Annotated in this window: 26 protein-coding genes and 4 tRNA genes; 17 read left to right on the forward strand and 13 right to left on the reverse strand. The window is 64.9% G+C overall.

Going from position 1 to position 25,772, the window contains the following annotated elements:
* Nucleotides 1-124: 124 nt before the first annotated feature.
* Nucleotides 125-481: a DUF2946 domain-containing protein gene (locus G3O06_RS36180; protein ID WP_205819051.1), complete on the reverse strand. Its 357-nt coding sequence runs from the start codon at nt 479-481 to the stop codon at nt 125-127.
* A gap of 197 nt (nt 482-678) precedes the next feature.
* Between G3O06_RS36180 and G3O06_RS36185 the strand changes: the two genes are divergently transcribed.
* Both G3O06_RS36185 and G3O06_RS36190 read left to right on the forward strand, forming a co-directional pair.
* Complete coding sequence (locus G3O06_RS36185) at nt 679-825, forward strand: hypothetical protein (protein WP_006756195.1); 147 nt, start codon at nt 679-681, stop codon at nt 823-825.
* Between the two features lie 223 nt (nt 826-1,048).
* Nucleotides 1,049-1,642, forward strand: coding sequence for a chorismate mutase (locus G3O06_RS36190; RefSeq protein WP_205819052.1), 594 nt, complete (start codon nt 1,049-1,051; stop codon nt 1,640-1,642).
* Between the two features lie 34 nt (nt 1,643-1,676).
* Here the strand turns inward: G3O06_RS36190 and G3O06_RS36195 are convergent, their stop codons facing one another.
* Together G3O06_RS36195 and G3O06_RS36200 are read right to left on the reverse strand one after the other, a co-directional pair.
* Nucleotides 1,677-2,816 carry an exonuclease domain-containing protein gene (locus G3O06_RS36195; RefSeq protein WP_205819053.1) on the reverse strand — a complete coding sequence of 380 codons (1,140 nt, stop codon included), beginning with the start codon at nt 2,814-2,816 and terminating at the stop codon, nt 1,677-1,679.
* Nucleotides 2,817-2,957: 141 nt separating this feature from the next.
* Complete coding sequence (locus G3O06_RS36200) at nt 2,958-3,161, reverse strand: cold-shock protein (protein WP_011351289.1); 204 nt, start codon at nt 3,159-3,161, stop codon at nt 2,958-2,960.
* A 393-nt stretch (nt 3,162-3,554) separates the two neighbouring features.
* Here G3O06_RS36200 and G3O06_RS36205 point away from each other — a divergent pair, with 393 nt between their 5' ends.
* Nucleotides 3,555-3,833, forward strand: a complete 279-nt coding sequence (locus G3O06_RS36205; RefSeq protein ID WP_205819054.1) for a hypothetical protein — start codon at nt 3,555-3,557, stop codon at nt 3,831-3,833.
* A gap of 501 nt (nt 3,834-4,334) precedes the next feature.
* A complete protein-coding gene (locus tag G3O06_RS36210) occupies nt 4,335-5,480 on the forward strand; it encodes a porin (protein ID WP_205819055.1) in 1,146 nt (381 codons plus the stop codon).
* Nucleotides 5,481-5,563: 83 nt separating this feature from the next.
* Here G3O06_RS36210 and greB read toward each other — a convergent pair whose 3' ends face one another.
* The gene (greB, locus tag G3O06_RS36215; protein ID WP_205819056.1) at nt 5,564-6,124 is read right to left on the reverse strand and encodes a transcription elongation factor GreB; all 561 of its coding nucleotides are present in this window, start codon (nt 6,122-6,124) and stop codon (nt 5,564-5,566) included.
* Between the two features lie 128 nt (nt 6,125-6,252).
* On the opposite strand from greB, the gene G3O06_RS36220 reads away from it, so the two are divergent.
* The 3 genes from G3O06_RS36220 (at nt 6,253) to G3O06_RS36230 (ending at nt 6,610) form a co-directional block, all read left to right on the forward strand.
* Nucleotides 6,253-6,329, forward strand: a tRNA-Arg gene (locus G3O06_RS36220).
* A 67-nt stretch (nt 6,330-6,396) separates the two neighbouring features.
* Nucleotides 6,397-6,473: transfer RNA gene (locus tag G3O06_RS36225), tRNA-Arg, on the forward strand.
* A gap of 60 nt (nt 6,474-6,533) precedes the next feature.
* Nucleotides 6,534-6,610 (forward strand) — tRNA-Arg (locus G3O06_RS36230).
* A gap of 198 nt (nt 6,611-6,808) precedes the next feature.
* On the opposite strand, the gene G3O06_RS36235 is transcribed toward G3O06_RS36230, so the two are convergent.
* The 4 genes from G3O06_RS36235 to G3O06_RS36250 all read right to left on the reverse strand — a co-directional run bounded on the left by G3O06_RS36235 (nt 6,809) and on the right by G3O06_RS36250 (nt 11,195).
* Complete coding sequence (locus G3O06_RS36235) at nt 6,809-9,175, reverse strand: bifunctional (p)ppGpp synthetase/guanosine-3',5'-bis(diphosphate) 3'-pyrophosphohydrolase (protein WP_174918282.1); 2,367 nt, start codon at nt 9,173-9,175, stop codon at nt 6,809-6,811.
* Nucleotides 9,176-9,238: 63 nt separating this feature from the next.
* Nucleotides 9,239-9,442, reverse strand: a complete 204-nt coding sequence (gene rpoZ, locus G3O06_RS36240; protein WP_006025620.1) for a DNA-directed RNA polymerase subunit omega — start codon at nt 9,440-9,442, stop codon at nt 9,239-9,241.
* A gap of 58 nt (nt 9,443-9,500) precedes the next feature.
* On the reverse strand, nt 9,501-10,184 hold the full coding sequence (gmk, locus tag G3O06_RS36245; protein WP_205819057.1) for a guanylate kinase: 684 nt from the start codon (nt 10,182-10,184) through the stop codon (nt 9,501-9,503).
* Nucleotides 10,185-10,271: 87 nt separating this feature from the next.
* Nucleotides 10,272-11,195: a YicC/YloC family endoribonuclease gene (locus G3O06_RS36250; protein WP_174918280.1), complete on the reverse strand. Its 924-nt coding sequence runs from the start codon at nt 11,193-11,195 to the stop codon at nt 10,272-10,274.
* A gap of 173 nt (nt 11,196-11,368) precedes the next feature.
* Here G3O06_RS36250 and rph point away from each other — a divergent pair, with 173 nt between their 5' ends.
* The 4 genes from rph (at nt 11,369) to G3O06_RS36270 (ending at nt 14,109) form a co-directional block, all read left to right on the forward strand.
* On the forward strand, nt 11,369-12,100 hold the full coding sequence (rph, locus tag G3O06_RS36255) for a ribonuclease PH (RefSeq protein ID WP_122944747.1): 732 nt from the start codon (nt 11,369-11,371) through the stop codon (nt 12,098-12,100).
* 1 nt (nt 12,101) lies between these two features.
* Nucleotides 12,102-12,728 carry an RdgB/HAM1 family non-canonical purine NTP pyrophosphatase gene (gene rdgB / locus G3O06_RS36260; RefSeq protein WP_027788105.1) on the forward strand — a complete coding sequence of 209 codons (627 nt, stop codon included), beginning with the start codon at nt 12,102-12,104 and terminating at the stop codon, nt 12,726-12,728.
* A 34-nt stretch (nt 12,729-12,762) separates the two neighbouring features.
* Nucleotides 12,763-13,977 carry a radical SAM family heme chaperone HemW gene (gene hemW, locus G3O06_RS36265; RefSeq protein ID WP_174968528.1) on the forward strand — a complete coding sequence of 405 codons (1,215 nt, stop codon included), beginning with the start codon at nt 12,763-12,765 and terminating at the stop codon, nt 13,975-13,977.
* 44 nt (nt 13,978-14,021) lie between these two features.
* A tRNA-Ser gene (locus G3O06_RS36270) sits at nt 14,022-14,109 on the forward strand.
* A gap of 140 nt (nt 14,110-14,249) precedes the next feature.
* Here G3O06_RS36270 and G3O06_RS36275 read toward each other — a convergent pair.
* From G3O06_RS36275 to tssI, 4 genes are read right to left on the reverse strand one after another with little or no spacing between them, the layout of a single operon-like run.
* The gene (locus tag G3O06_RS36275) at nt 14,250-14,543 is read right to left on the reverse strand and encodes a PAAR domain-containing protein (RefSeq protein WP_205819062.1); all 294 of its coding nucleotides are present in this window, start codon (nt 14,541-14,543) and stop codon (nt 14,250-14,252) included.
* Nucleotides 14,544-14,569: 26 nt separating this feature from the next.
* Nucleotides 14,570-15,454 carry a hypothetical protein gene (locus G3O06_RS36280; protein WP_205819058.1) on the reverse strand — a complete coding sequence of 295 codons (885 nt, stop codon included), beginning with the start codon at nt 15,452-15,454 and terminating at the stop codon, nt 14,570-14,572.
* A complete protein-coding gene (locus G3O06_RS36285) occupies nt 15,454-16,626 on the reverse strand; it encodes a hypothetical protein (RefSeq protein ID WP_205819059.1) in 1,173 nt (390 codons plus the stop codon). The genes G3O06_RS36280 and G3O06_RS36285 overlap by 1 nt, the downstream gene beginning before the upstream one ends.
* A 34-nt stretch (nt 16,627-16,660) precedes the next feature.
* Nucleotides 16,661-19,333, reverse strand: a complete 2,673-nt coding sequence (tssI, locus tag G3O06_RS36290) for a type VI secretion system tip protein TssI/VgrG (protein ID WP_205819060.1) — start codon at nt 19,331-19,333, stop codon at nt 16,661-16,663.
* Nucleotides 19,334-19,516: 183 nt separating this feature from the next.
* Between tssI and G3O06_RS36295 the strand changes: the two genes are divergently transcribed.
* The 5 genes from G3O06_RS36295 to G3O06_RS36315 all read left to right on the forward strand — a co-directional run bounded on the left by G3O06_RS36295 (nt 19,517) and on the right by G3O06_RS36315 (nt 23,157).
* Nucleotides 19,517-19,912 carry a hypothetical protein gene (locus G3O06_RS36295; RefSeq protein WP_174918278.1) on the forward strand — a complete coding sequence of 132 codons (396 nt, stop codon included), beginning with the start codon at nt 19,517-19,519 and terminating at the stop codon, nt 19,910-19,912.
* A 232-nt stretch (nt 19,913-20,144) separates the two neighbouring features.
* Entirely contained in the window at nt 20,145-20,438 is a 294-nt protein-coding gene (locus G3O06_RS36300; RefSeq protein WP_174918277.1) for a hypothetical protein, read from the forward strand.
* A gap of 341 nt (nt 20,439-20,779) precedes the next feature.
* Nucleotides 20,780-21,271: an energy transducer TonB gene (locus tag G3O06_RS36305; RefSeq protein WP_174968527.1), complete on the forward strand. Its 492-nt coding sequence runs from the start codon at nt 20,780-20,782 to the stop codon at nt 21,269-21,271.
* Between the two features lie 293 nt (nt 21,272-21,564).
* Nucleotides 21,565-22,875, forward strand: coding sequence for an MFS transporter (locus tag G3O06_RS36310; protein ID WP_205819061.1), 1,311 nt, complete (start codon nt 21,565-21,567; stop codon nt 22,873-22,875).
* A 102-nt stretch (nt 22,876-22,977) separates the two neighbouring features.
* Nucleotides 22,978-23,157 (forward strand): hypothetical protein, encoded by a 180-nt coding sequence (locus G3O06_RS36315; RefSeq protein ID WP_021164136.1) that lies wholly within the window; start codon nt 22,978-22,980, stop codon nt 23,155-23,157.
* 19 nt (nt 23,158-23,176) lie between these two features.
* On the opposite strand, the gene waaC is transcribed toward G3O06_RS36315, so the two are convergent.
* Nucleotides 23,177-24,175: a lipopolysaccharide heptosyltransferase I gene (gene waaC / locus G3O06_RS36320; protein WP_174968525.1), complete on the reverse strand. Its 999-nt coding sequence runs from the start codon at nt 24,173-24,175 to the stop codon at nt 23,177-23,179.
* A gap of 170 nt (nt 24,176-24,345) precedes the next feature.
* On the opposite strand from waaC, the gene G3O06_RS36325 reads away from it, so the two are divergent.
* Nucleotides 24,346-25,772 (forward strand): chloride channel protein (locus G3O06_RS36325; protein WP_241020421.1); only part of this gene is annotated, 1,427 nt, incomplete at its 3' end.

Consider the following 25,772-nt stretch of genomic DNA (forward strand, 5'->3'; position numbering starts at 1 on the left):
TGCTGGTCGGCAATGGCAGCGTGGACGACGGCAACACGACGCTGCAGGTCGCAGGCAACGCCAAGGTGTCGGGAACGCTCTATTCCACGGCATCATCGATTCAGGCGGCGGGTTCTGGCACGGGCTAAGCGAGACGGATGCCCTTGCGGGGACAATCGGGAACGACGGGGGCGGCTGAGCGATAGGCGAACGTCCGCACGAAGCCCGGCAGCGCAGGCAGGCTCGACCCGAGCGCCATGTTCGCCGCGAAGCCGGGGCAGTACACGCAGTGCGGCACGCCGGCATGGTCGAACGACGACGTGTCGCGATCGCCGCCCGCCCGCGCGAGCACGACCTGGCGGGCGCCCGCTGCACTGCACAACTCGAGCGTGAGCTCGCCGGAGCCGCTCGATGCAAGACGCGCATAGCCGATGACGGGCGACAGTACGTTCAGTACCAGCGCCAGCCATACGAGGCCGATCCATCGCGTCGTTCGTCTCATCGCGGTCCAGAAAAAGTGCGCGCAAGTATAGCAAGCGGCCCGATCGCTGCCGATTCCGCACGATGCAATAGTCGGCATCGCAGCGCGCGTCGGAGCGCATGTGCCGTTAATACAACAGAGACAAAATCTAACGATTCGACACTGGCATAAATCCAAGCGCGAGGTTGATAATCATTGAACCTGCTGGAGAAATGACCATGGACGAAAGACCCACTCGCATGCCACCGCCCGAGCAAGTGATGAGCCCGGATCCGGAACCCGTCGGCGTGGAATTCCTCGCCGAATTGCCCGACCACGTGCGGGCATTCTTCGACGAGCAGCACAAGCTGTACTCGCCGAAGTGAACGCCTGTTCGGTTCTGTAACCGCCACGTGTCGATCATCGCTATCGTGCGGTTCATCACTGCGCATCGCGCGCAATTCGCCTCGCACCCGGGCCGCAACAGCCTGACGGTGCCGGATCAGCTCGCCTGCTGATTCTCCGGTCGCTGCGCTACGCCGCGCGACTGTCTTCGTCTATCCTTCTGGTTTTCCACTTCCGGCCCGCCCGGCTCTCCCGACCGTTCCGATGAAGCAAGCCATTCGTGCCAGCCTCGCTGTCGCCGCGCTCGGCGTCGCCCTCTTTTCGTCCCCGCGCATTGCCATTGCAGACGGCGACGACACCGCCCTCACCAACATCGTCGCACTCGCGTCGCAGCGCCTTGCGCTCGCCGAACCGGTCGCTCGCTGGAAATGGGCGAATCACAAGGCAATCGAGGACCGGCCGCGCGAAGCGGAACTGCTCGCATCGGTCGAGAAGCGCGCGGCACAGGCCGGCGTCGATCCCGCGTTCGCGCGGACGTTCTTCGAGGATCAGATCAGCGCGAGCAAGGATGTGCAGAACGCGCTGTTCGCAACCTGGCGCGCGACGCAGCCGCCAGAAGGCACGCCACCCGATCTCGCGGCCAGCACGCGCCCGGCGCTCGACCGGCTGACGCAGAAAATGCTCGCGGGGCTCGCGCAGGTTGCACCGCTGCGCGATGCGCCTGATTGCCAGGCGCGGCTCGCGCGCAGCATCGCGAACTGGAAGACGCTCACGCGCTACGACTCCAAGCAAACGCAGGCACTCGACACCGCGCTGTCGCATGTCTGCTCGGCCGGCGGCGCAAGCGCGATCGGCTGACGGCAGCGGGCGCGGTTCGCGCGGCCGCGCTGGATTAACCCGCTTGCCCCGCAGGGGTGAGCGCGGCGAGCGGGATCAGTTGCAGGCCGCGTGCAAGATGCGTCTGCAGCAAGCGATGGGTGAAGGGTTCGAACACGCCGTCCGTCCCGTCGGCCGCGAGCCGCGCGGCCGCATCGAGCGATTCCGCCGCGCCGAGATAACGCCAGCCATCGATCACATGAAACAGGTGACGCTCGCCACTCGCCTCGAAGGCAACGGCACCTTCGAACGGCCAGGGCGCACCGCCGGCACGAACCGTGTCGGCAGCGGGGCGCCGGTTGTACGACGGGCGTAGCCGGGCGATCCATTGCGCTTCGGCGAGCATCGCCCCCAGCTCGTTGCCCGTCTCGCGCCATTCGACACGCCGTACCTGCTGTGCCAGCCGCATTTCCTTCGACGAACGGCGCTCGCCCGTCAGCAGCGCGCGCAGCCGCTGCCGCACACGCACGCTGCGGCCGACATACAGCGGCGCGTCTTCTTCCCCGAACAAGGCGTACGCGCCGCACCCGGCCGGCGCGGTATCGAGCCAGGCTTCGGTCAGATCGCCGCCCAGACGGAAGTGCCGCGTCGTGCGTGCGATCTGGTCACGCAGCCGCTCGAGCGGCACGATGTCGTGCAACAGGCGCCAGAACTGCCACAGGAGGTCGGCATCCGCCAGCGCCCGGTGGCGCGCGGCCGGCACGAGGCCATGACGTTCGATCAACGCGTCGAGCCCGTGCCGCGCTTCACGCGGGAACAGCGCACGCGACAGCCGCACGGTACACAGCACGTCGGGATTGAATGCGAAGCCGGCGCGCTCGAATTCGGCCCGCAGGAAACCGCGATCGAAGCTCGCGTTATGCGCGACGAAAAGCTTGCCGTCGAGCCGCTCGAACAACGCGGTCGCCAGCGACGCAAACGACGGCGCGTCGCGCACCATCTCGTCCGAAATGCCCGTCAGTTGCTGGATGAACGGCGGGATCAGCTGGCCCGGATTGACGAGTGTCGTCCACGTCGACACGCCGAGCGGGCCGATTTCGACCACGCCGATTTCGGTGATGCGGTGTTCGGCGGGCGAACCGCCAGTGGTTTCAAGGTCGACGAAAACGAGCGGCTGTTCGCTGGCGGGATCGGACGGACGGGGGGAATCAGACATGAAAAGACTGGGAAACGATGCTTCCGTGAGTATGCACCGGCATCCCGGTTCGCGGCCAGCCCGAACCAGAATGTTCCGCCCCCGGAAAACAAAAAGCCCCCGCAATGCGGGGGCCGGACGTGATCGGCAATGCGTGGCGCGTCAGACCGCCTGGATATTCGCTGCCTGCTTGCCTTTCGGCCCGACTTTCACGTCGAACGAAACACGCTGGTTTTCCTTCAGCGTCTTGAAGCCGTCCATCTTGATTTCGGAAAAGTGTGCAAACAAATCTTCACCGCCATTGTCCGACGTAATAAAGCCAAAACCTTTAGCATCGTTAAACCATTTCACGATACCGGTATCCATGTCTTCGTTCCCCACTCGATTAGATCAAAAAAGCTATTTTTATAGCCGTTTCCCGAAATCCCGAAACATTGCGCCAGCACCCGCACCAGCACGCCGCCCGAGGACGGAGTGCTGACTTTATAAATTGGACAATCCGGGTGCGTCAAGGAAATTTTTGACAAACGTTTTATCAAAAAAGCGCTAATGCCATTGGAATCGGTACACCATCGCCTTTTATTAATTGATTCGCATCAAAAACCTGTCAGTATTACCGGGATCAGAGCATTGATAATCTTACCCGTGAAATTTCTACCGGGGACGAGTCGACTCGGTAAATCCCTCGGGTTTTTTCCGGGTTGCGGAAATCCGGGGACATTGAGATGCTCACTCAACGTCGGAAGGAAGGAGAAGGTCATGTGGCTGGACGGAATCAAGCGCTTCGCGAGCCGGCTCGGACGCGTACGCCGCAAGTCCCGCGCCCTGGCCGAATCCGCGTCCTCGCGCGAAGCGCCGTGCGACACCGAATTCGATCCGACCTGGCACGGCGATCACTGGCAGAACCTGCTCGCATCGCCTCTCGATGCCCGTCACTACGTGATGGAAGACTGGACATACACTCCGCCCCCCAATGAAGCCAAGGAGGCCGCGCCCGCGGCCAAGCGCAAGCACAAGCGGCGCTCGTACGCGCAATAGCACGCGCACAGGCGGGGCAAAAAAAAAGCGCGACTGGGAAGTCGCGCCGACAAAGGTTTGGAGATCTTTTCCGTCAACGAAAAAGTCTGCTTCGGAAAGCAGAGATCGCAGTATAACGAGAGAACAACCTTTCATTATCCATGCTCCACACAAACCTCTATTGCCGATGTGTCAATAATCGCGCTATGGCCGCCCTCGCCTCCTGCTGATCACCTGTCGCGATCGCGCAACGCCCGTTACGTAGTCCTGATCTCCATTTTCCTTCGCTGCACTGCCGCAAAGCCTTGATGGGCAATCGTTTGCGTTGCCTCGACGATCTTTGCGGATTCCAAAATATATTATTGCTTAAAGCGTAAACCTCCCCCGCTCCACGCACTCCGTACACTGCAGATGGCTTTTTGATAAGCGCACCGCCGCTCTGCCGGACCGGCCGCAGCGTCAAGCAAAACATGCCAGTCCGCCGCAGGTTCGATCGACATCATCCTGTTTGGAGACAGATCCATGAAAAAAACCCTGATCGTCACCGCGTTGTCGGGTGTATTCGTTACGGCAGCCCATGCCCAAAGCAGCGTGACGCTCTATGGCCTGATCGACGCTGGCATCACCTACACGAACAACCAGCACGGCCACAGCGCCTGGCAGGAAACGAGCGGTTCGGTCAACGGCAGCCGCTGGGGCTTGCGCGGCACCGAAGATCTCGGCGGCGGCCTGAAAGCGATCTTCACGCTGGAAAATGGTTTCGGCATCAATAACGGCGCGCTGAAGCAGAACGGCCGCGAATTCGGCCGGCAAGCGTTTGTCGGCCTCGCACACAGCAGCTACGGTTCGCTGACGCTGGGCCGGCAGTACGACAGCGTCGTCGACTATCTCGGGCCGCTGTCGCTGACCGGTACCCAGTACGGCGGCACGCAGTTCGCTCACCCGTTCGACAACGACAACCTGAACAATTCGTTCCGGATCAACAACTCGGTCAAGTACCAGAGCGCGAACTACGGCGGCCTCAAGTTCGGTGCGTTGTACGGGTTCTCGAACTCGACGGCTTTCGCAAACAACCGCGCGTATAGCGGCGGCGTGTCGTACAGCTACCTGGGCTTCAACTTCGCCGCGGCCTACTTGCAGTTGAACAGCGACGTGAACGCGCTTGCGCAGGCAGCGTCCGATCCGGGCGCGGTGACCGGCGACTGGACCTTCGCATCTCGCGTGCAGCGCACCTGGGGCGCCGGCCTGAATTACGGGTTCGGCCCTGCCACGGTCGGCTTCGTGTTCACGCAGACGCGCCTGACCGGCATCCGCGCGATCAGCGCGGGGCAGTCCGGCGTGTCCGGCGGCATCACGGGCCTCGGCGGAACCGCACGCTTCAGCAACTACGAACTCAACGGCCGCTACGCGCTGACGCCGGCACTGTCGCTCGCCGGCTCCTACACGTACACGCAGGGCCGCCTGGCCGGCGACAAGCCGACCTGGCACCAGTTCAACCTGCAAGCCGACTATGCGCTGTCGAAGCGCACCGACGTCTACCTGCAGGGCGAGTTCCAGAAGGTCAACAACGACGGCCTCAACCTCGGCGCCAACATCAACGGGCTGGGCGCCGCGTCATCGACCAACAAGCAGATCGCGGTCACGGCCGGCATGCGCCATCGCTTCTGAGCGACCGGCGCATCCGCTGCACGCCGGATGACGAAGCGCCCCATCGGGGCGCTTTTTCTTTGCCGGGCCGTGCCGGGCGTCGCTCAGGCGCCAGGCGCCGGGTAACGAACGTCGAGCACGTCGATCGGCTGCGGGCCGGCCGGCGTCATCAGCATCACGGTATCGCCGATCTTCGCCTTGATCAGCGCACGCGCGACCGGCGAAATCCAGCTGACGCAGCCGCGATCGAGATCGACCTCGTCGATCCCGACGATCGTGATCGTGTGATCCTCGCCGTCCGGCGTCTCGTAATCGACCGTTGCACCGAAAAACACCTGGTCGACGTTGTCCTGCCGGCTCGCATCGACGACTTCGGCCAGATCGAGCCGCTTCGTCAGGAAGCGGATGCGGCGATCGATCTCGCGAAGCCGCCGCTTGCCGTAGATGTAGTCGCCGTTCTCCGACCGGTCGCCGTTCGACGCGGCCCAGGACACGAGCCGCACGACCTCCGGACGCTCGACGTCGATCAGGTTCAGCAGTTCGTCCCTCAGCCGCTTGTGGCCGGCGGGCGTGATGTAGTTCTTCGCACCCGCCGGGATCGCCGGCTGGGCCTGGTCGAGATCGTCGTCGTCACCGTCCGACTCTTTGACAAACGCCTTGTTCATGATGCAGATTCAACATGGATGACTGATGCTCCAAGGGTACACGAAGGGCGCCCCGGCAAGGTCATGCACCTAATTTGCGATTAAGGCTTCCCTTTTTATACAACCCTGCTATAATTTCGCTTCTGCGTGCGGCTGTAGCTCAGTTGGATAGAGTACTTGGCTACGAACCAAGGGGTCGTGGGTTCGAATCCTGCCAGCCGCGCCACTTTTTTCGAGGGCCTTCTGAACCGAAGGCCCTTTCAGTTCGAAGCAGTAGAAGTTTTGTTTTGCGTGCGGCTGTAGCTCAGTTGGATAGAGTACTTGGCTACGAACCAAGGGGTCGTGGGTTCGAATCCTGCCAGCCGCGCCACTTTTTTGGGGGCCTTCCCATCGCAGAAGGTTCCGACAGTTGAGAAGTACCGTTTTGCGTGCGGCTGTAGCTCAGTTGGATAGAGTACTTGGCTACGAACCAAGGGGTCGTGGGTTCGAATCCTGCCAGCCGCGCCACCTTAAAAGGGCTTTCCTCCGGGAAAGCCCTTTTTCTTTTCTACCTCCCCTTCCCTCGTTTGGACACGGCACCGCGCGCTTGCGTGGCTCCCCATTTCGGAAGAACGCAGGCAACGCCACACGTTCGCTCCTCCGGCCGCACAAATGAAAACGGCGGCCATTGGCCGCCGTCGATCGATCGCCCGCCCTGGCCAAGCGTCAATAATCCTGCCGCTCGCGCTCGATGCGCATGCCGCCGTCGTGACGCGCATGCGCGCCGTCGTCGGTCGAACGCTCGCGCATGATCCGCATCACGTCCGGATTGGTTCGCACGCGCCGCATCACGTTCGCGAGATGCACACGGTCGCTGACCTGGATCACGAAGCGCAGCACCGTCGATTCATGCGTCAGATCCTCGTCCATCGCGATATGCACGATGTTTGCGTCGGCCGACGTGATGTCCGCCGCCACGCGCGCAAAGATGCCCTTCGTGTTCTTCACGAGCGCCTTCACCGCGACATCGAACAGGCGGCCCGGCTGCGGCGCCCATTCGACGTCGATCCAGCGGCCCGGATCACGGCGATGAATACGCTGCGCCACGCGGCAATCGGTCGTATGAATCGCCATCCCCAGGCCGATGCCGATGTAGCCCATGATCGCGTCGCCCGGAATCGGCCGGCAGCACGCGGACAACTGCACCGACATCCCTTCGGTGCCGGTAATCACGACCGGCGGCGCATGGTGCGCGGGATGCCGCTCGGACTTCGGCAGATCGTCGTCCGCGTCGCGGCCGCTCATCAGCACCTCGATGCGCTTGGCCATCACCGCGGCCACGCGACGGCCGAGGCCGATGTCCGCGAAGATTTCCTGGCGGCTCTTGTTGCCCGTCCACTGCACGAGCTTCTCCCACACTTCCGGTTCGACATCGGCCAACGCGAGACCGTAGCCCTTCAGGCTCTGGTCGACCAGCCGCTCGCCGAGCTGCACCGATTCGTTCAGGCGCATCGTCTTCAGGTAGTGACGGATCGCCGAGCGCGCCTTGCCGGTACGCACGAAGCCGAGCCATGCGGGGTTCGGCTTCGAATACGGCGCCGTGATCACCTCGACGATGTCGCCGCTCTTCAGCTCGGTACGCAGCGGCAGCAGCTCGTTGTTGATCTTCACGGCCACGCACTGGTTGCCGAGATCGCTGTGGATCGAATACGCGAAATCGAGTGCCGTCGCGCCGCGCGGCAGCGCCATGATCTTCGACTTCGGCGTGAACACGTAGACCGCGTCGGGGAACAGGTCGATCTTCACGTGCTCGAGGAATTCGCTCGAATCGCCGGCTTCGCTCTGGATGTCGAGCAGCGACTTCAGCCACTGGTGCGCGCGCTTCTGCACGTCGCTGAGATCCGCACTGCCGTTCTTGTACAGCCAGTGCGCGGCGACCCCTGCCTCGGCGATCTCGTGCATCTTGCGCGTGCGCACCTGGAACTCGATCGGCGCGCCGAACGGGCCGACGAGCGTCGTGTGCAGCGACTGATAGCCGTTGATCTTCGGGATCGCGATGTAGTCCTTGAACTTGCCGGGCACGGGCTTGTACAGCGCGTGCAGCGCGCCGATGCACGTGTAGCAGTCGAGCGGGCTGTCGACGACGACGCGAAAACCGTACACGTCGAGCACCTGCGAGAACGACAGCTGCTTGTCGCGCATCTTGCGGTACACGCTGTAGATGGTCTTTTCGCGGCCGGTGATCTCGGCGTCGATCTTCGCATCGGCCATCGCGCGCTGCGCGGCCTCGAGGATCTTGCTGATCACTTCGCGGCGGTTGCCGCGCGCAGCCTTCACGGCCTTCTCGAGCGTCGCGTAGCGATGCGGGTTGAAGTTCGCGAAGCTCATGTCCTGCAGCTCGCGATACGTGTTGTTCAACCCGAGGCGGTGCGCGATCGGCGCGTAGATGTCGAGCGTTTCCCGTGCGACGCGGCGGCGCTTTTCCATCGGCACCGCGCCGAGCGTGCGCATGTTGTGCAGGCGGTCGGCGAGCTTGACGAGAATGACGCGCACGTCGCGTGCCATCGCGAGCAGCATCTTGCGGAAGTTTTCCGCCTGCGCTTCCTCGCGGCTGCGGAACTCCATCTTGTCGAGCTTCGACAGGCCGTCGACCAGTTCGGCGACCTTTGGGCCGAACCGTTCGGCCAGCTCGCTCTTGGTCACGCCCTGGTCTTCCATCACGTCGTGCAGGAGCGCGGCCATGACAGCCTGCGCGTCGAGCTTCCAGCCGGCGCAGATTTCCGCGACGGCAACGGGATGGGTGATGTAGGGTTCGCCGCTCTGGCGGTATTGACCGAGGTGGGCTTCGTCACTGAAGTGGAACGCCGCCTTGACCTCTTTGATTTCTTCCGGAGCGAGATACTCGGCAAGCGCGGCCGTCAGTTTCGCGATCGAAACGACGCCGTGCTTGCGAGGCTGCTCCGGTGTGGCGGTCGGCCCGAACAGATGCCGGAAGGACTGTTCGAGGACCGCGTCGATGTACTGGCGCGCAGGCGACTGGGCCGTGGCTTCGGTGGTCGAATCCGCGGAGGCGGACGATGGGGTGGTGCTCATATTCGCCTCCAGGTCGAGTCGTTGCGCGCGTGGATTACATGGCTGGAACGGGCCGGATGCGCGTTACACCGGCACCTTCTTCAGCATCTCGACGCCGACCTGGCCGGCAGCGATTTCGCGCAGCGCGACGACGGTCGGCTTGTCGCGGCTTTCGATCTTCGGCGTATGGCCTTGCGCGAGCTGCCGCGCGCGATAGGTGGCGGCGAGCGCCAGTTCGAAGCGGTTCGGGATTTGCTTCAGGCAGTCTTCGACGGTAATGCGAGCCATGTTGGTAATTCCTTCTGAATATAGTCCTTATTCTACCTTATGTCCCTCGTCCCCCGCGTCATTCCGCGTGGGGCAGATGGATGCCGAGCTCGATGAACAGCTCCGTGTGTCGAGCGTACTGCGAAGCAAAGCGCAGGCGCGTGGCCGCGACGATGCATTCGAGCTCCGCGAGCGCACGCTCGAAATTCTCGTTGATCACCACGTATTCCGCTTCCGACGCGTGCGCGATCTCGCTGCCGGCGGCCAGCAGGCGGCGCGTGATCACGTTCGGTTCGTCCTGGCCGCGCTTCTTCAAGCGCTCCTCGAGCGCGTCGAGCGACGGCGGCAGGATGAAGATGCCGACCGCGTTGCGGAACTGCTTCTTCACCTGCAGCGCGCCCTGCCAGTCGATCTCGAGCAGCACGTCGTGGCCGTTCTTCATCTGCTCTTCGATCCAGACGCGCGACGTGCCGTAGTAGTTGCCGTGCACTTCCGCGCTCTCGAGGAATTCGTGCGCCGTGTGACGCGTGCGGAAATCCTCGACCGTCGTGAAGTGATAGTGCCGGCCGTCCTGTTCGCCCGGGCGCGGCTTGCGCGTCGTGTACGAGATCGACAGGCAGATGTCGTGGTCCTTCGACAGCAGCGCATTCACGAGCGTCGACTTGCCGGCGCCCGACGGCGCAATGACCATGAACAGGTTGCCCGGATAGACGCCGCCATGCAGCGAATGCGCGGTGTGGCCGTCGTGGGTGGGTTGGGTCATGTCAGCCTCCGCCGGGCCGCCCCAAGGAGGCTGACCGCCCCCTCGGGGGGCAGTGAACGTAGTGAGCGTGGGGGTTGTTTCATCTTTTTACTCCAGGTTTTGCACTTGCTCACGCATCTGCTCGATCAACAGCTTGAGCGCCATCGATGCGTCGGCGAGTTCCTTCGCCGCCGCCTTCGAGCCGAGCGTGTTTGCTTCTCGATTCAGCTCCTGCATCATGAAATCGAGACGCTTGCCGACGCGGCCGCCCTTCTCGATCACGTGACGCGTTTCGTTCAGGTGCGCGGTGAGCCGCGACAGCTCTTCCGCGATGTCGATCCGGATCCCGTACATCGTCACTTCCTGACGAATGCGCTCCGCGGCTTCCTCGCGCGTGACGATCGTCGAGCTGCCTTCGGGCGCCGCGATGCCGAGCGCTTCCTGCAGCCGTTCGACGATCTTCTGCTGATGTTTCGCGATCAGTTCCGGCACGAGCGGCGTGATGCGCGCGACGATCGCTTCCATCTCGGTGACGTTCGACAGCAGCATCGTCGCCAGCTGCGCGCCTTCGCGCGAACGCACGACGACGAGCTCGCCGATCGCTTCCTTGCCGCACGCGAGCACCGCGTCGCGGATCGCTTCCGCCGACACGCCACTCTCGGCGATCACGCCGGGCCAGCGCAGGATCTCGCCCGCGCGCAGGCGGCCGACGCCCGGGAACGTGTCGAGCACCGAGCGCTCGAGCTCGGCGAGCTGGCCAAGCGCCGACTGGTTCAGCGCGCCCGCGCCGATGCTCTGCTCGCCGCGCTGCAGGTTGATCCGGATGTCGACCTTGCCGCGCGACAGCTTGTTCATCAGCATTTCGCGCAGCGCGGGTTCGCACGCGCGCACGTCGTCCGGCATCCGGAAATTCAGGTCGAGGAAGCGCGAGTTCACGGTGCGCAGTTCGACCGACACGCTGGTGCCGCCGTTGCCGGTGGCCGTTGCGAGTTCGCGCGTCGCGCTCGCGTAGCCCGTCATGCTGTAGATCATGGTTCGTCTCGCCGTCTGGGTGCCCTCTCGGGCGGGGATATGTCGAGGCGCCCGGCGCATCGTAAAGCGCGGGGCGGGAAGCGCGCATTATCCCATTTTTGCAGACCACCCCGCCGGGCACGCCCGCCGTTCGGCGCTAAAATCGGGGTTTCCTCTCGTTCCGCGATTCCCACATGACGTCCTCCGTTTCCCGCCCGAGCGGCCGCCGCGCCGACGAACTGCGCAAGGTCGCCCTTACGCGCCACTACACGAAACATGCCGAAGGCTCGGTGCTGGTCGAATTCGGCGACACCAAGGTGCTCTGCACCGCGAGCGTCTCCGAACGCGTGCCCGACTTCCTGCGCGACCGCGGGCAAGGCTGGCTGACCGCCGAGTACGGGATGCTGCCGCGCGCGACGCACACGCGTAGCGACCGCGAAGCCGCACGCGGCAAGCAGACCGGCCGCACGCAGGAAATTCAGCGCCTGATCGGTCGCGCGCTGCGCGCGGTATTCGACCTCGAAGCGCTCGGCCCGCGCACGATCCACATCGACTGCGACGTGATCCAGGCCGACGGCGGCACGCGCACGGCGAGCATCACCGGCGCGTTCGTCGCCGCTCACGACGCCGTGTCGAAGCTGATCGCGGCCGGCAAGCTCACGCGCTCGCCGATCACCGATCACGTCGCCGCGATCTCGGTCGGCGTGTACGAAGGCGCGCCCGTGCTCGACCTCGATTACGCGGAAGATTCGCAGTGCGACACCGACATGAACGTCGTGATGACGGGTGCCGGCGGCTTCGTCGAAGTCCAGGGTACGGCCGAAGGCGTGCCGTTCTCGCGCGCCGAGATGAACGCGCTGCTCGACCTCGCGCAAGGCGGGATCGCCGAGCTCGTGCAGCTTCAGAAAGACGTGCTGGGCGCCTGACATGCCGGACGACCACACCATCGCCCCGCTGTCGCGCATCGTTCTCGCGTCGAACAACGCCGGCAAGCTGCGCGAATTCACCGCGCTGTTCTCGACGGTCGGCATCGAGATCGTCCCGCAGGGCGACCTTGCCGTGCCGGAAGCGGAAGAACCGTTCGGCACCTTCATCGAGAATGCGCTGACGAAGGCACGCCACGCGTCGCGGCTCACCGGGCTGCCGGCGATCGCCGACGATTCGGGCCTGTGCGTGCGCGTGCTGCGCGGCGCGCCGGGCGTCTATTCGGCGCGCTACGCGCAGCGCGCGGGCCGCGACAAGGGCGACGCGGCGAACAACGCGTATCTCGTCGAGCAGCTGCGCGGCGTCGACGACCGGCGCGCATACTATTGCTGCGTGCTCGCGCTCGTGCGCCATGCGGACGACCCCGAGCCGCTGTTCGCCGAAGGGCGCTGGGCGGGCGAGATCGTCGACACGCCGCGCGGCGAGCACGGATTCGGCTACGACCCGTATTTCTACCTGCCGTCGCTCGGCGCGACGGCCGCGGAACTCGAGCCAGCCGTGAAGAACACGCACAGCCATCGCGCGCTGGCGCTGAAGGCGCTGCTGGCGCGGCTCGCGGAGGAAGCATGAGCACGCCCGATACCCGTTCGCCAACGGAGGTTGCATGAGCCAGGCCGCGGAAACCGGCGCGCGCGTCGTCGCGACCTTCACGTCGCCCGGCCAGGTACGGCTCACGTCGCTGCCGCCGCTCGCGCTGTACGTGCATTTCCCGTGGTGCGTGCGCAAGTGCCCGTACTGCGATTTCAACTCGCACGAGTGGAAGGGTGAACGGTTTCCGGAAACCGAGTATCTCGACGCGCTGCGTGCCGATCTCGAGCAGGCGCTGCCGCTCGTGTGGGGCCGGCAGGTGCATACGGTGTTCATCGGCGGCGGCACGCCGAGCCTGCTGTCGGCAGCCGGCCTCGACCGGATGCTGTCCGACGTGCGCGCGCTGCTGCCGCTCGACGCCGATGCCGAAATCACGCTCGAGGCGAATCCGGGCACATTCGAGGCCGCAAAGTTCACGCAGTTCCGAGCGAGCGGCGTGAATCGCCTGTCGGTCGGCATCCAGAGCTTCAACGAGACGCACCTGAAGGCGCTCGGCCGGATTCACGACACCGCGCAGGCGCGTGCGGCCGTCGAGATCGCCGCGAAGAACTTCGACAACTTCAACCTCGATCTGATGTTCGCGCTGCCGAACCAGACGCTCGACGAATGCCGTACCGACATCGAGACCGCGCTGTCGTACGCGCCGCCGCATCTGTCGCTGTATCACCTGACGCTCGAGCCGAATACGCTGTTCGCGAAGTTCCCGCCGGTCGTGCCCGACGACGACGCATCGGCCGACATGCAGGAATGGATCCACGCGCGTACGGCCGAAGCCGGTTACGGACGCTACGAAGTTTCCGCGTATGCGAAGCCGAATCATCAGTGCAAGCACAACCTGAACTACTGGCGCTTCGGCGACTATCTCGGGATCGGTGCTGGCGCGCACACGAAGCTGTCGTTCCCGAACCGGATCCTGCGGCAGGCACGCTACAAGCATCCAGCCACTTTCATCGAGCAGGCGATGGCCGGCACGGCCGTGCAGGAGGAGCGTGAAGTCGGCGCGCGCGACCTGCCGTTCGAGTTCATGCTGAATACGCTGCGGCTGGTCGAGGGCTTCCCCGTGCACAGCTTCGCCGAACGCACCGGCCTGCCGATGAGCACGATCGAGCCGGCGCTGCAGGAAGCGGAACGGCGCGGGCTGATCGCGCGCGATTTCGCGCAGATCGCACCGACGCCGCTCGGCCAGCGTTTCCTCAACGACCTGCAGGAATTGTTCCTGCGCGACGATTGAAGGAATGACCATCGCGGCATTTCGGTTACAATGCCGCCTCGTGTGGAAGCGTGGCCGAGCGGTTTAAGGCACCGGTCTTGAAAACCGGCGACGGGAAACTGTCCGTGAGTTCGAATCTCACCGCTTCCGCCAGAGCTTCAAAGAAAACGGGCCGCTCGGCCCGTTTTTCATTTCCGACAGCGATCAGGCGCTCGCGGACATCCACCTGCGCTGCTCACGGTGCATCGTCGACACGATTCGTGTGCGTGGTCACGCGCAATCGACGGTGCCGTTCACGACTCGGCACCGCCGGGCTGGGCCAGCAGCACCGCGCCGCACGTCGTCGTGTGCCCTTCCAGCGCAACCGGCGCACCGAAATCCAGACTGTTCGCACAACCCTCCGCAATCTCGAAGACATGAGGTGCGCAAATCGGACAGGTCACCTTGTCGCCTTTGCGCGCGATCGGAATCGCCTCGCGCCCCCATGTCGAAGAAGGGCTGCCGGAAATCACCCGCCCGCCATGACTGGTCGTGTCGCCCACCACGATCTGCGCCTTCCCGCCTACTGTTGCTCGCATCACCTGCATCACCTCGTCACGAATGGGCGGACACGTCACTTCAACGCCTGGATGGGCGGATCCTGGTAAGCCGTGTCGATCGTATAGCCCTGCCCCTTCAGGGCAGCCTCGGTAGCGATGCGTTTCGCGTGGTACTTCTGCAGTTCCGCGGGCAACAGCGTCTTCCAGTTGCGAATTTTTTCGGCGTTCCCGGGGAAATACCCCAGCCCGTAGAACGCATACTCGTTCCTGATGCGAGCCGTCAGAAGATAGGTCGTCTTCCCGACAAAGCCGCCCATGTTCTTCTCCGACAGCGAAATCTCCAGATAGGCGCCATCTGCATAAAACACCCATCTCGGCATTTCCTTCACGGCGGCCTTCCACTCCTCGATCGTCGGTGTGTAACCGGAATCGAGGGAATAAATCGAATACGTCTTCATGTAGTCCCACGCCTGCTTGCCGGTCAGGCGCGGATTGCTGACGTCGATGTACCGGACCCAGCCGTTCGCGCGCAGATCCTGAAACAGTTTCGTCATGCGCGCCAATGCGGCCTCGTGCGTGTCGGCCTGCTCGGGGCTGACGCCAAAATTGATATTCCACGTGTAGATGCCGCCCGGCACATCCTTGTCCGCTGAACCCACCGCGGACAGCACGTTGTCCAGCACGAAGCCATGCGTCCCCTGCATGAACTTCACCGTGCCGAGATTGCCGCGCATCCAGTCATGCTGATAAAAGCTCGCACCTGACGGATGATTGTCGACGGACGCGCCCGGACCGTTGAGATCGGAGTCCTTGGGATCGCCGAGCCGGATAACTGTAAGTGATGAATTCATGCCGTTGCGGTTGTCGAGGGTTGAGCGGGCGTTCCCGTTGTGCGATGCGAGTACGACGCCAAGCAGGAGCGCCCCGAGGATCAGTACAAGGAAATGAGTCTTTTTCATCAGGTATCGGGTCTGTCGCCCCAGCTTTTGATCGTTCCAAGATAATCGAGCATGACTTGCTTCCTAGGCCCCTGCATCAACCCGTCGTACTTCGTTGCTGCCGTCTGGATCCAGTCCATGCGCTTCTGATAGTCCTCCAGAACCAGGCGGTCCGGCGCATCCGACCTGAATTCGATGCTGTCCGTCTTGTCATCGGACGTGAGCACGAGTTGAAGGCTGGGAACCAGCGCGCGAATGACCGGTGCCAGCGCAATCTCGGAACCGTCCGACAGACCGTGCTGCATCGACTGGACCGAGTTGTTGATCGCCGTATCGTCCGAAGACGCCAGTGCGCCGCGCTGCACGCCAAGCCATCGCTTGAACTTCTTGTTTTCGTAGATCAGCCCCTGCAACACCTCGCCCTGCTCGTGTTGCGCAATCAAAACCAGGTGCTGGAAAGCCCAGATCGCCCGGCTTTGCTCATCGCCCGCTTCCCACTGCTTTATCTTGTTGAATCCTGCAACAATAATCGACGTGGACTTGAGATAGCCCAACTGCTTTTTCTTGGCGCCGGTTTCTCCGTCGATTTCGAACGGTACCTTGTCGATCGCTTCGTCGTATCCAACCTGTCGAGTAAAGTTGACGGCCACCTGCTTGACGAACTGGGTGCTGTCACGCGATTGCACGCACTTGTCGAACGTATCGGACCCGGCGGCATACGCGTAGAACCACGCCAGCACGTCGTTGAAGAGCCAGAGATTGCCGCGGCCTAGCCCCGCCCGCAATTCGGTCCAGCGCCCGGCATATCGCACCTGCCACAGCGCGAGCGTCGCGGCGACCTGCTTCGACGCGAATGCACCGAGTCCCAGCCAGTAGAAGCGGCCGACCTTGCTCGTATCGCCCAGGTGGAACTGCTCGAGAAACACGCGCGCATAGGCGGCGGCGATACGGCGAGCCCTGACCTCCGGGTCGCTGACGAACGCTGGCGCCTGGGTCTCGACCTGCTGCCCCGACACGTGCCCTTCGCCTTCACGATAATCGGGCATGTGATTGTGCGAACGCGCATTCGTCACGATCTGCCGCATGGAGAACTGCTGCGCGAGCGACCAGATGATGTTGCAATTGCACTGCGCGTCCACGCAGACCTTCGATTCCGGGTTGGTCTGCGCTGTTGCCTTCAGATTGTCTGCCAAAGCCTTCCGCTCCTAGTCGAGTTCCCGTGTTCCGTTACGCGCCTGCGCGGTCGGACGCCGCTGCAAAGTCGTCCCAGTGCAACTGGAACTCTGCATTTTCCTGTTCTGCCGTATTCACCATCGGCGAGCGCCCCAGACCGTCCGTCGCGAAGATGTGGCCGCCGGACGGCGTCGTGAGCCGATAGTCCACCCCGGGAAGCGGCTTGCCCGTCGGAGACAGCACCCTGAACCGCTGGTCGTTCGCCTGAACGTCGGGCAACCCATTCGGGCTCACGCCCATGGGTTTCGGCGGCATGTTTTGCGCCTGAGCGTTGACCTCGTACAACTCGCCGCCGACCGTGATCTTGCCGCTCTTCAGGCTGATATAGCTGTCGCCGCCGTGAAGCATCACCTCCTCGGTCGCGCGGATCGTGATTCGGTTCGCGCTCTGCGTGATGTCCAGCTTCGCCAGCAGATTCAGGTTCTTCTGCAGCGCCTTGATGTCGATGTCGCCGGCATAGGAGATCATCCGGATGCCCAGCTTGTAGGCGAAGAAACGGATCGCGTTGCGGGCGGTGGCCAGCAGACTGCTGCCGCTGCTCACGCTGACATGGCCGCCGCCGGTGAGCGCCGTATGCTCCGCGCTCGCAATGTGCGTACTGCCCGCCGTGGTCGCTTCGATTCCAGCCGGCGACGCGACGACCAGATGCGGCTTCGACAGCTCCGGGTAATCTCCGCCGCCCTGCCCGCCGATTTCGTCACCTTGCTTCCGAAGCGCCTCGACCACCGCGGGCTGATCCTGTCCGTCCTGCGCCTGGGCCTGGATCGCCGCCTTGGCAAGCGTGTCATGCAACTCGCGCGCCTGCGCCAGACGCTGCACCGTCTCGCCGAGGTCCTTCACCGGAGCGCTCGCGCCGGTACGCGCTTCGGTCGTCACCAGCATGCCGCGATTCGCGCGCAGCACGCCCCACGCGTCGGTGGCCAGCTCCCATCCGGTCCCGCGCCCGCTCGCGCGCCCCGCATGACCGTCGATACGCGTGTTGTAGCCGACCACGAGGCGCGACTGCTCGTGGTCGCTCGACACCTGCACCTGCAACCGGCCCGGCGTATCGTCGGCCACGACCTGGTTCGCCTGCGCACCGCCGAGATCGCGCGAGCGCAGGCCCGACAGTGCCTGGTTGTCCGGCAGCTTCCACTGTACGACGTTGATGCCGTTGGTCACGCGGCCCGTGATGACGGGCCGGTCCGGGCATCCGTCCAGGAACGAAACGATGACTTCGTCCCCGATCCGAGGCACATGGATCATCCCGAACCCCTGCCCGCCCCACGGCTGGCTGACACGCATCCAGCACGAGCTGCGCTCGTCGCGCTGGCCGACGCGGTCCCAGTGGAACTGCACCTTGACGCGCCCCATCTCGTCCGTATGGATCGCGTTGCCCTGCTGGCCTACCACGGTGGCCGTCTGCATCTGCATGACCGGTTTGTGGTGTTCGAACGGACTGCGATAGGGAACGGATTTGCGCTGCGCCTCGATTTCCGTCAGGAAAAAGCCCTCGGAACCGTCGTGATGCGGCACGCTCAACCCGGCTGGCTCTCCGCCATGCTCCGCGACCGCTTCGTCGATCCGGTGCCGCAGGCTGTGTGCGAAGTTCGCGTGATGGCTCGAGCCCGGCAGGTTGTTCTGGATCAGCCAGGCCGTCTCGACGACGACGAACTGTCGCCGGTCGCCGGATTCCCGGTCGTGCTCGGGGTGCCCCGCGAGCTCGAACCACACACCCGCATCGACGCCGCGCAAGCCGCCCGCGCCGTAGAACCGCTTGGCACTCGACTCCCACTCTTCCAGCCGCACCTTGGTCAGGTGGTCGCCGCGCTCCTGCTTCAGATAAGTGTACGGGCCCGTATACTCATACATCTCGAGCTGCTCGGGCAGTTCGTGCGACACCGTCGGCATGTGCGTCCCCTTCGGATTCGCCAGGGGTGACGGACTCTTGTAGTCGAAGGTACGGGTAGTGAGCGCGGCACTATGCAGCGTGCGCAAGTCGGACCATCGAACCAGCGCATCGACCTCGCTGTTCGCGCCATAACGGGAAAATCGCACGGTCCTCGCGGCAAGCGGCGCGCAGGTATCCACGCCATCCGTCACGGTCAGGGAGTGGGACTGACCGTCGTCGGCCTGCTTCCAGATGCCGAACAGGCCTTCTTCCTCCATCAGCCGGTGCGCGAAGCACCAATCGTCCTCGTACTGGGTGCAATACGATCGAGGCGACAGCGGCTTCGACAGCGCGAACTCGAATCGGCCTTTCGCCTGCGGGTGCGCGTTGAACACGTCCCGCAGGATTTCGTCGACCGGCTTGTCTTGCCAGATGCGCTGATCGCGGCGGAACTTGAGGAAATGCATCCATGACGCGAAACCGAGCTGGTAGCTGGTCAGACCGCCTTCCGATCCGAGCCGTCGCACCATATGGACATAGCCGTGACGGGGCAGATACGACTGGTTCGGCTGCTGGATCCACAGGGTAACGGGCTGCCCGATCAGGCTCTTCAGCTTGACGTCGCTGCGCGTCGACAGCACATCGAGCGTGAAGTCGTAATGCCGGCCGATCCGCGAAAGCCCCGCCGCACGCTGCGGCAACAACACGTCGGGCCCAAGCGGAGTGTCGAGTTTCAGCAGGCGGTCCTGCTGGATCAGCCCCCCTTGAAGCGCCCGCACGATATCCTGCGCACTCATTCCAATCCCTTTATTGCTTCTTTTGCCGTCGTTTTTTCACCAGATGGTGGCTGGCGCTCTCAGGCCGCGATTCTACAGTCAAATCGTCGACCACTCTCGTGGCCGTGCCCTCACTTCCGGACGCGTCACGCCGGATGCCGTTACAATCCGGCGCTCCGATTCGCGAAACGGGAAACCCACGTCATGAAGCCCTTCATCGTTTCGTCGCTCGCCGCGCTGCTGGTTGCCGTCAGCACGCAGGCGACGGCCGACACCGCCTCCGGCAGCGACGCGCAAGCGTCGTGCGCGATCGCCTACGTGACCGGCGTCGGCGGCTCGCCGCGCGGCCTGAGCGAATACCTCGCGAGCCCGTCGCCCTACAACTACGTGAAGGACAACGACCTCCAGTGCAAGGTGGGCGACGACGGTCGCACGTCGAACTGCACCGGCGTGACCTATCTCCGGAACGAACAGGTCAGCGTGTACGACGATTCCGATCCGGCAACGCTGACCGTCGTGGCGCGCGTGGAGCTCGATCACGGCCAGAAATACCCGGTAATCATCGTCGTGCAGCGCAAGGACGCACGCTGCAAACAATGATGCAGCGCCGCGCGCGAACCCGTCCGTCGAAACGGCACGTGCGTTCGTGCCGGGTCCCGCGCGGCACCTGAGCGGCGGACACGGGCGGCGGCCCGCCGTCGCGCCGCACCGTGCCGGAAGCCTCCCCGCCGGCCGCTCGATCACCTAGAATTCGATCAACACGGCGACACGACCGCCGCCGCGTACTCGATGCCGCGCGCGCCACCCCTGCGTGCGGTACACGGAGATCGCCATGACCGAACTGTCGACACCGACGGAACACGTCGATTACGAAGGCTTCGAGGTCCATGTCGTGCCGGCCACCGTGCCCGGCAGCGACACGCGCTACACCTACACCGGCTACGTGTGCCATCCGGGCGCGAATCCCGCGTTACCCGGCCACGCGGTGCCATTCCACGCGGACGGCGAGGAAAGCTTCGCGAGCCTCGATGAAGCCGTCCACGAAGCCGTGCACATCGGCAAGAGCATCATCGACGGCACGCACCCCGACCTGTCGATCCTGTCGCTCGTCACGCACGGCTTCTGAACCGGGCGGCACGCATCGCCGACGATTGCGCGGGCATCGGCAGCGGTGCTGCGTGCAGCCATCGCCGCGCCCGGCCGGGCCATCGCCACGTGCCTGCGCGCCGATCGCGTTCCGCGCCATTCTTTCAACCTTGCAACACGCACGCCGGGATGCACACGCACGGCAGCCTCGCGAGCGTGCTGTCACATGTCACATGTCACGTCACATCGCGATGCGCGGGTGCACGCCTGCTCGTCATCAGCGATCGCATCGTCCGGCATCGCCCGTTATGCGTTTCTCCCGATATCGGCTCGCGTCCGTGCGCCTATCATTTTTTTATAGTCACTTCTGGCTAGCCTCCCATGCGCCTCCTTCCCCGTCCGCGCGTCGACCGGCTGCGTGCAGTTGCGCTGGCCGCCGTCGCCATGCTCGCGGCGTGCACGATCACGCCACCTCCGTCACTGCGCTCGGTCCTGACGATTCCATCGATCACCCGCAGCGGCAATCTCGACCAGTACCGCGTCGAAGTCGCCCATCGCGTCGCCGAACGCAATCCGTCCGGCATGCTGCGCGGCACGCCGCAGGCGATGCTCCGTTCGCTCGTCGTCGTGGCCTTCACCGTCGATGGCAGCGGCCGGCTCGTCAACGCGTCCGTCTATCGCAGCAACGGCGACCGCGAAGCGGAAGCGCTCGCGCTCGCGTCGCTGCGCCGCTCGGCGCCGCTGCCGCCACCACCGTCGCGACTGCTCGACGGCAACGGCCGGCTCGAAATGATGGAAGGCTGGCTCTTCAACGACGACGGCCACTTCCAGTTGCAAAGCACCGCGTCGGCACAGGCGCAATCGATCGATTGACCGGCGGCCGCCTCGCGATTGCCGGTGCGCGGCGGCGCTGGCTATAATTTTCCGCAATCGCGCGGCCATCACGCCGCGCGCGCGTTCGCGCGCCCCACCCGGCATGCGAGCCGACCACGCCGGCACCGGGCGGCGGCGACGTACCCGTCTCCATCGTCGACCGGCGAGTGACGTCCGCGCCACGGCGCGCGTCCACGCCGCCACCGCATCATCCGCTCGGCTGCCCCCGGCAGGCGTCCGCCTGCCCGACCGCACGCCCAGCCGACCGCCCCAACGACAAAACGGAGACATCCATGTCCGCATCCCCCCCGACCGTTGCACACGCAACCGGTTCGGCCGGCGCCGTCAGCCACCGGCGCATCGTGTTCGCGAGCTTCATCGGCACCGCGATCGAGTTCTACGATTTCTACGTGTACGCAACGGCCGCCGCGCTCGTCATCGGCCCCGTCTTCTTCCCGCATGGCTCCGCGACCGCACAGGCGCTGTCCGCGTTCGTGACGTTCGGTATCGCGTTCATCGCACGCCCGATCGGGTCGTTCCTGTTCGGGCACTTCGGCGACCGCATCGGCCGCAAATCGACGCTCGTCGCGTCGCTGCTCGTGATGGGCGTGTCCACCACCGCGATCGGCTTCGTGCCCGGCTACGACGCGATCGGCACGCTCGCGCCGGTGCTGCTGTGCGTGCTGCGCTTCGGCCAGGGGATCGGCCTCGGCGGCGAATGGGGCGGCGCGGCACTGCTCGCGACCGAGAACGCGCCGCAGGGCAAGCGCGGCTGGTTCGGGATGTTCCCGCAGCTCGGGCCCTCGGTCGGCTTCCTGATGTCGAACGGCCTGTTCTTCGCGCTCGCGCTGTCGCTGTCGGACGAGCAGTTCCGCAGCTGGGGCTGGCGCATCCCGTTCCTGGTCAGCGCGGTGCTCGTCGCGCTCGGCCTGTACGTGCGGCTCAAGATCACCGAAACACCCGCGTTCCAGGCCGCGCTCGATCGCAACGAGCGCGTGCGCGTGCCGGTCGCGACACTCATCACGCAACACTGGCAGCCGACGCTGCTCGGTGCGCTCGCGATGGTCGTCTGCTACACGCTGTTCTACATCTCGACGGTGTTCTCGCTGTCGTACGGCGTGTCGGCGCTGCACATTCCGCGCCAGAGTTTCCTCGGCCTGCTTTGCTTCGCGGTCGTGTTCATGGGGCTCGCGACGCCGCTTTCCGCCTGGGCGTCGGACCGCTTCGGCCGCAAGCCGGTACTCGTCGTGGGGGCGATCGCCGCGCTGCTGTCGGGTTTCGCGATGGAGCCGCTGCTCGGCAGCGGCTCGATGCCGCTCGTCGCGCTGTTCCTGACGATCGAGCTGTTCCTGATGGGCGTGACGTTCGCGCCGATGGGCGCGCTGCTGCCGGAACTGTTCCCGACCAACGTCCGCTATACGGGCGCGGGCGTCGCGTACAACCTCGGCGGGATCCTCGGTGCGTCGATCGCGCCGTATATCGCGCAACTGCTGGCGGCGCGCGGCGGGCTGTCGTGGGTCGGCGGTTATGTATCGGTTGCGGCAGCAATCAGCCTGATCGGCGTGCTGCTGATGCGCGAAACGCGCGACGCGTCGCTCGTCTGAGACTCCGGGGCGACCCGGGTTGTGCGGCGGCCGGCGCTGCCTATACTCGATCCCGGGTGTGCCGCTGCGCGCCCGGGATCCCGCCCCGAAGGAGCCGCCGCCATGAACATCCGCCTCGGCAATGCCGATCTCGTCCTGATCCTCGCACTCGCGCTGGGTGGCGCGCTCCTGCTCGCGCTGCGCTTCCGTCCGAAGACGTGGCGCGGCCTCGTGTTCGAGGCGCTGCTGGCGAACCTGGCGGCGATTGCCGCCGTCGTCACGGTCGAGGCGCTGCTCGCCTGAACCGCCGCGCCCCGCTTCGTCAGGCGGTCAGCTGCGCGCGCAGCGCACCGTAGGCCGGGCCGACCGCATCGATCGCGTCCAGCGCCTCGCCGACCGACGGCATCGTGCCCGGCTCGCCGATCGACAGCGCATTCGGTGCGCCGCCGATACCGCAATGGTGCCGCGACGTCGCGACGAAAATCATCACGGTCGGCCGCTGCAGCGCGTGCGCCATGTGCACGAACCCCGTATCGACCCCCACCACGAGCGCAGCCCGGCCGAGCGCCGCGCCAAGCTCGCGCACCGTCATCGCGGGCAGCACGACCGCCCCCGGCGCGCGCGCGGCGATGTCCCGCGCATCGTCGTGCTCGGCAGCCGATCCCCACGGCAACAGCACGCGCACACCGCGCGCCATCATCTCCGTGGCGAGCGCGGCCCAGTGGTCGGGCGGCCATTTCTTGTCGGGGTTGGACGTCGCATGGAACAGCAGCATGAACGGTGAGCCGTCGGTCACGGCCGCCGGCAGGTTCACGTCCTGCGGCGGGACGATGCCGTACGTGGCGATGCCCTCGGGCGCGTAGCCGAGCGCCTCGCCGGCGCTCACGCGCATCCCGTGCCACGCGTCGCAGTCCGGCCGCGGGCCGAACCGATGCGAATACGCGAAGCGTGCGCCCGTTTCGCCGAGATCCTTCGTCTGGTAGCCGACGCGGCGCGCGGCGCGCGCCAGCACCGAAATGATCGCGCTCTTGTAGACGCCGTGCAGGTCGATCACCGCATCGTAGCGGTGCCTCCGCAATGCGCCGATCGACGCCGAGATCGCCTTCAGGTCGCCGCGATTGCGCAGCTTCTTGAAACGGCGCAGCGGCGCGCAAAGGACATTGCTGACGCCCGGATGCCAGCGCACGACCTCCGCGCACGATTCGTCCACCGCCCAGTCGACCGTTACGCCCGGAAAGGCGCGATGCAGATCCGCGACGACGGGTAGCGTCTGGACAACGTCGCCGAGCGACGTCACTTTCACGATGAGGATACGTTTCACGATGTGTGGGGATAAGCCGGCCAATTTGGCATGCTAACGATGGTTACATGCGCGAACATTACGTGAACATTACTTTTGCAACAAAATGCTTCTCCTTTCGGGAACATTTACGCCCCCCGCCTGCATCCGGTTCTTTTTATAATCCGGTCTTTGCCTACCGGCCCGCGTCGATGCCACGCCCCGCCCTTCCCGCCCTGTTTCCCGCCCTCACCCGTCGTTCGCTGAGAATCTGGCGCCAGTACGGCGTTTTCTGGCTCGGCGCGATCGTCGTCGGCCTCGCGGCTGTACTTTACGCGCGATTGATCGACTGGGGCTACGAAACCTTCCGCACGATGCGCGACCACGCCGCGTGGCTGCCGTTGCTGCTGACGCCGGCCATCGCCGCGCTGTCGGTATGGATCACGCGCCGCTTCTTCCGCGGCGCCGAGGGCAGCGGTATCCCGCAGGTGATCGCGACGCTGCATGCGCGCCCGAGTGCATTCGGCTCCCGGCTGCTGACGCTGCGCATCCTGTTCGGCAAAGTACTGGTCTCGTTCCTCGGCATCCTGGGCGGCTTCACGATCGGCCGCGAAGGGCCGACCGTGCAGGTCGGCGCGGCGCTGATGTTCAACCTGCGACGCTTCTACCCGCGCTCGAACGCGCAGATCGAACGCCAACTGGTGCTCGCCGGCGCGGCGGCCGGGCTGTCGGCTGCGTTCAATACGCCGCTCGCCGGGATCGTGTTCGCGATCGAGGAGCTGACGCGCAGTTTCTCCGCGCGCGCCAGCGGCGTGCTGATCACCGCGATCATCCTCGCCGGCGTCGTCGCGCTCGGCCTGAACGGCAACTACACGTATTTCGGCACGATCGATGCCGGCCCCCATTTCCCGAAACTGCTGGCGCTCGCCGTGCTGGTCACCGCGATCGTGACCGGGATCGCAGGCGGCCTGTTCTGCTGGCTGCTGCTCAACACAGGGCGCTGGCTGCCCGCGCAACTGCTCGGCCTGTACCGCGAGCGGCCGATCGCGTTCGCCGCGCTGTGCGGCTTCGCGATCGCCGTCGTCGGCCTCGTATCGGGCGGCACGACCTTCGGCAGCGGCTACGCCGAGGCGCGCGGCCTGCTCGACGGCAGCCAGCATCTGTCGGTGTTCTACCCGTTCCTGAAGATGATTTCGATGGTCGCGTCGTACCTGCCGGGCATCCCGGGCGGGATCTTCGCGCCGTCGCTGTCGATCGGCGCGGGGTTCGGCAACCTGCTGCACATCGTGTTCAGCAACATGAGCCTGCCGATGCTGATCGCGCTCGCGATGGTCGGCTACATGGCGGCCGTCACGCAGTCGCCGATCACGTCGTTCGTGATCGTGATGGAGATGATCAACGGTCACGCGCTCGTGATTTCGCTGATGGCCACTGCGCTGGTGTCGAGCCGCGTATCGCACTTTTTCGCGCCGCCGCTCTACGAAACGCTCGCCCTGCGTTATCTCGCGCCGCCCGTCGCGGCCGCACGCGACGTGTTCGGCCGCATCGACGTGCTGGTGAACAACGCGGGCTACGGCCATACGGCGCCGTTCGAGCAGATGGGCGCGGACGAATTCCGCGACCAGATCGAAACGAACCT

The organism is Burkholderia sp. Ac-20345 (assembly GCF_017104825.1).
Lineage (GTDB): Bacteria > Pseudomonadota > Gammaproteobacteria > Burkholderiales > Burkholderiaceae > Burkholderia > Burkholderia lata_B.

What these genes read in the sequence shown, in the direction of transcription:
- G3O06_RS36250 (WP_174918280.1), bottom strand. Translation starts at nt 11,195, where the DNA reads ATGATCTACAGCATGACGGGCTACGCGAGCGCGACGCGCGAACTCGCA.
- G3O06_RS36280 (WP_205819058.1), bottom strand. Translation starts at nt 15,454, where the DNA reads ATGAAAAAGACTCATTTCCTTGTACTGATCCTCGGGGCGCTCCTGCTT.
- G3O06_RS36275 (WP_205819062.1), bottom strand. Translation starts at nt 14,543, where the DNA reads ATGCAGGTGATGCGAGCAACAGTAGGCGGGAAGGCGCAGATCGTGGTG.
- greB (WP_205819056.1), bottom strand. Translation starts at nt 6,124, where the DNA reads ATGAACAAGGCGTTTGTCAAAGAGTCGGACGGTGACGACGACGATCTC.
- G3O06_RS36200 (WP_011351289.1), bottom strand. Translation starts at nt 3,161, where the DNA reads ATGGATACCGGTATCGTGAAATGGTTTAACGATGCTAAAGGTTTTGGC.
- G3O06_RS36310 (WP_205819061.1), top strand. Translation starts at nt 21,565, where the DNA reads ATGTCCGCATCCCCCCCGACCGTTGCACACGCAACCGGTTCGGCCGGC.
- G3O06_RS36300 (WP_174918277.1), top strand. Translation starts at nt 20,145, where the DNA reads ATGACCGAACTGTCGACACCGACGGAACACGTCGATTACGAAGGCTTC.
- G3O06_RS36190 (WP_205819052.1), top strand. Translation starts at nt 1,049, where the DNA reads ATGAAGCAAGCCATTCGTGCCAGCCTCGCTGTCGCCGCGCTCGGCGTC.
- rdgB (WP_027788105.1), top strand. Translation starts at nt 12,102, where the DNA reads ATGCCGGACGACCACACCATCGCCCCGCTGTCGCGCATCGTTCTCGCG.
- G3O06_RS36180 (WP_205819051.1), bottom strand. Translation starts at nt 481, where the DNA reads ATGAGACGAACGACGCGATGGATCGGCCTCGTATGGCTGGCGCTGGTA.
- G3O06_RS36185 (WP_006756195.1), top strand. Translation starts at nt 679, where the DNA reads ATGGACGAAAGACCCACTCGCATGCCACCGCCCGAGCAAGTGATGAGC.
- G3O06_RS36205 (WP_205819054.1), top strand. Translation starts at nt 3,555, where the DNA reads ATGTGGCTGGACGGAATCAAGCGCTTCGCGAGCCGGCTCGGACGCGTA.
- gmk (WP_205819057.1), bottom strand. Translation starts at nt 10,184, where the DNA reads ATGACCCAACCCACCCACGACGGCCACACCGCGCATTCGCTGCATGGC.
- G3O06_RS36295 (WP_174918278.1), top strand. Translation starts at nt 19,517, where the DNA reads ATGAAGCCCTTCATCGTTTCGTCGCTCGCCGCGCTGCTGGTTGCCGTC.
- hemW (WP_174968528.1), top strand. Translation starts at nt 12,763, where the DNA reads ATGAGCCAGGCCGCGGAAACCGGCGCGCGCGTCGTCGCGACCTTCACG.
- tssI (WP_205819060.1), bottom strand. Translation starts at nt 19,333, where the DNA reads ATGAGTGCGCAGGATATCGTGCGGGCGCTTCAAGGGGGGCTGATCCAG.
- G3O06_RS36195 (WP_205819053.1), bottom strand. Translation starts at nt 2,816, where the DNA reads ATGTCTGATTCCCCCCGTCCGTCCGATCCCGCCAGCGAACAGCCGCTC.
- G3O06_RS36210 (WP_205819055.1), top strand. Translation starts at nt 4,335, where the DNA reads ATGAAAAAAACCCTGATCGTCACCGCGTTGTCGGGTGTATTCGTTACG.
- G3O06_RS36235 (WP_174918282.1), bottom strand. Translation starts at nt 9,175, where the DNA reads ATGAGCACCACCCCATCGTCCGCCTCCGCGGATTCGACCACCGAAGCC.
- G3O06_RS36315 (WP_021164136.1), top strand. Translation starts at nt 22,978, where the DNA reads ATGAACATCCGCCTCGGCAATGCCGATCTCGTCCTGATCCTCGCACTC.
- rph (WP_122944747.1), top strand. Translation starts at nt 11,369, where the DNA reads ATGACGTCCTCCGTTTCCCGCCCGAGCGGCCGCCGCGCCGACGAACTG.
- rpoZ (WP_006025620.1), bottom strand. Translation starts at nt 9,442, where the DNA reads ATGGCTCGCATTACCGTCGAAGACTGCCTGAAGCAAATCCCGAACCGC.
- G3O06_RS36305 (WP_174968527.1), top strand. Translation starts at nt 20,780, where the DNA reads ATGCGCCTCCTTCCCCGTCCGCGCGTCGACCGGCTGCGTGCAGTTGCG.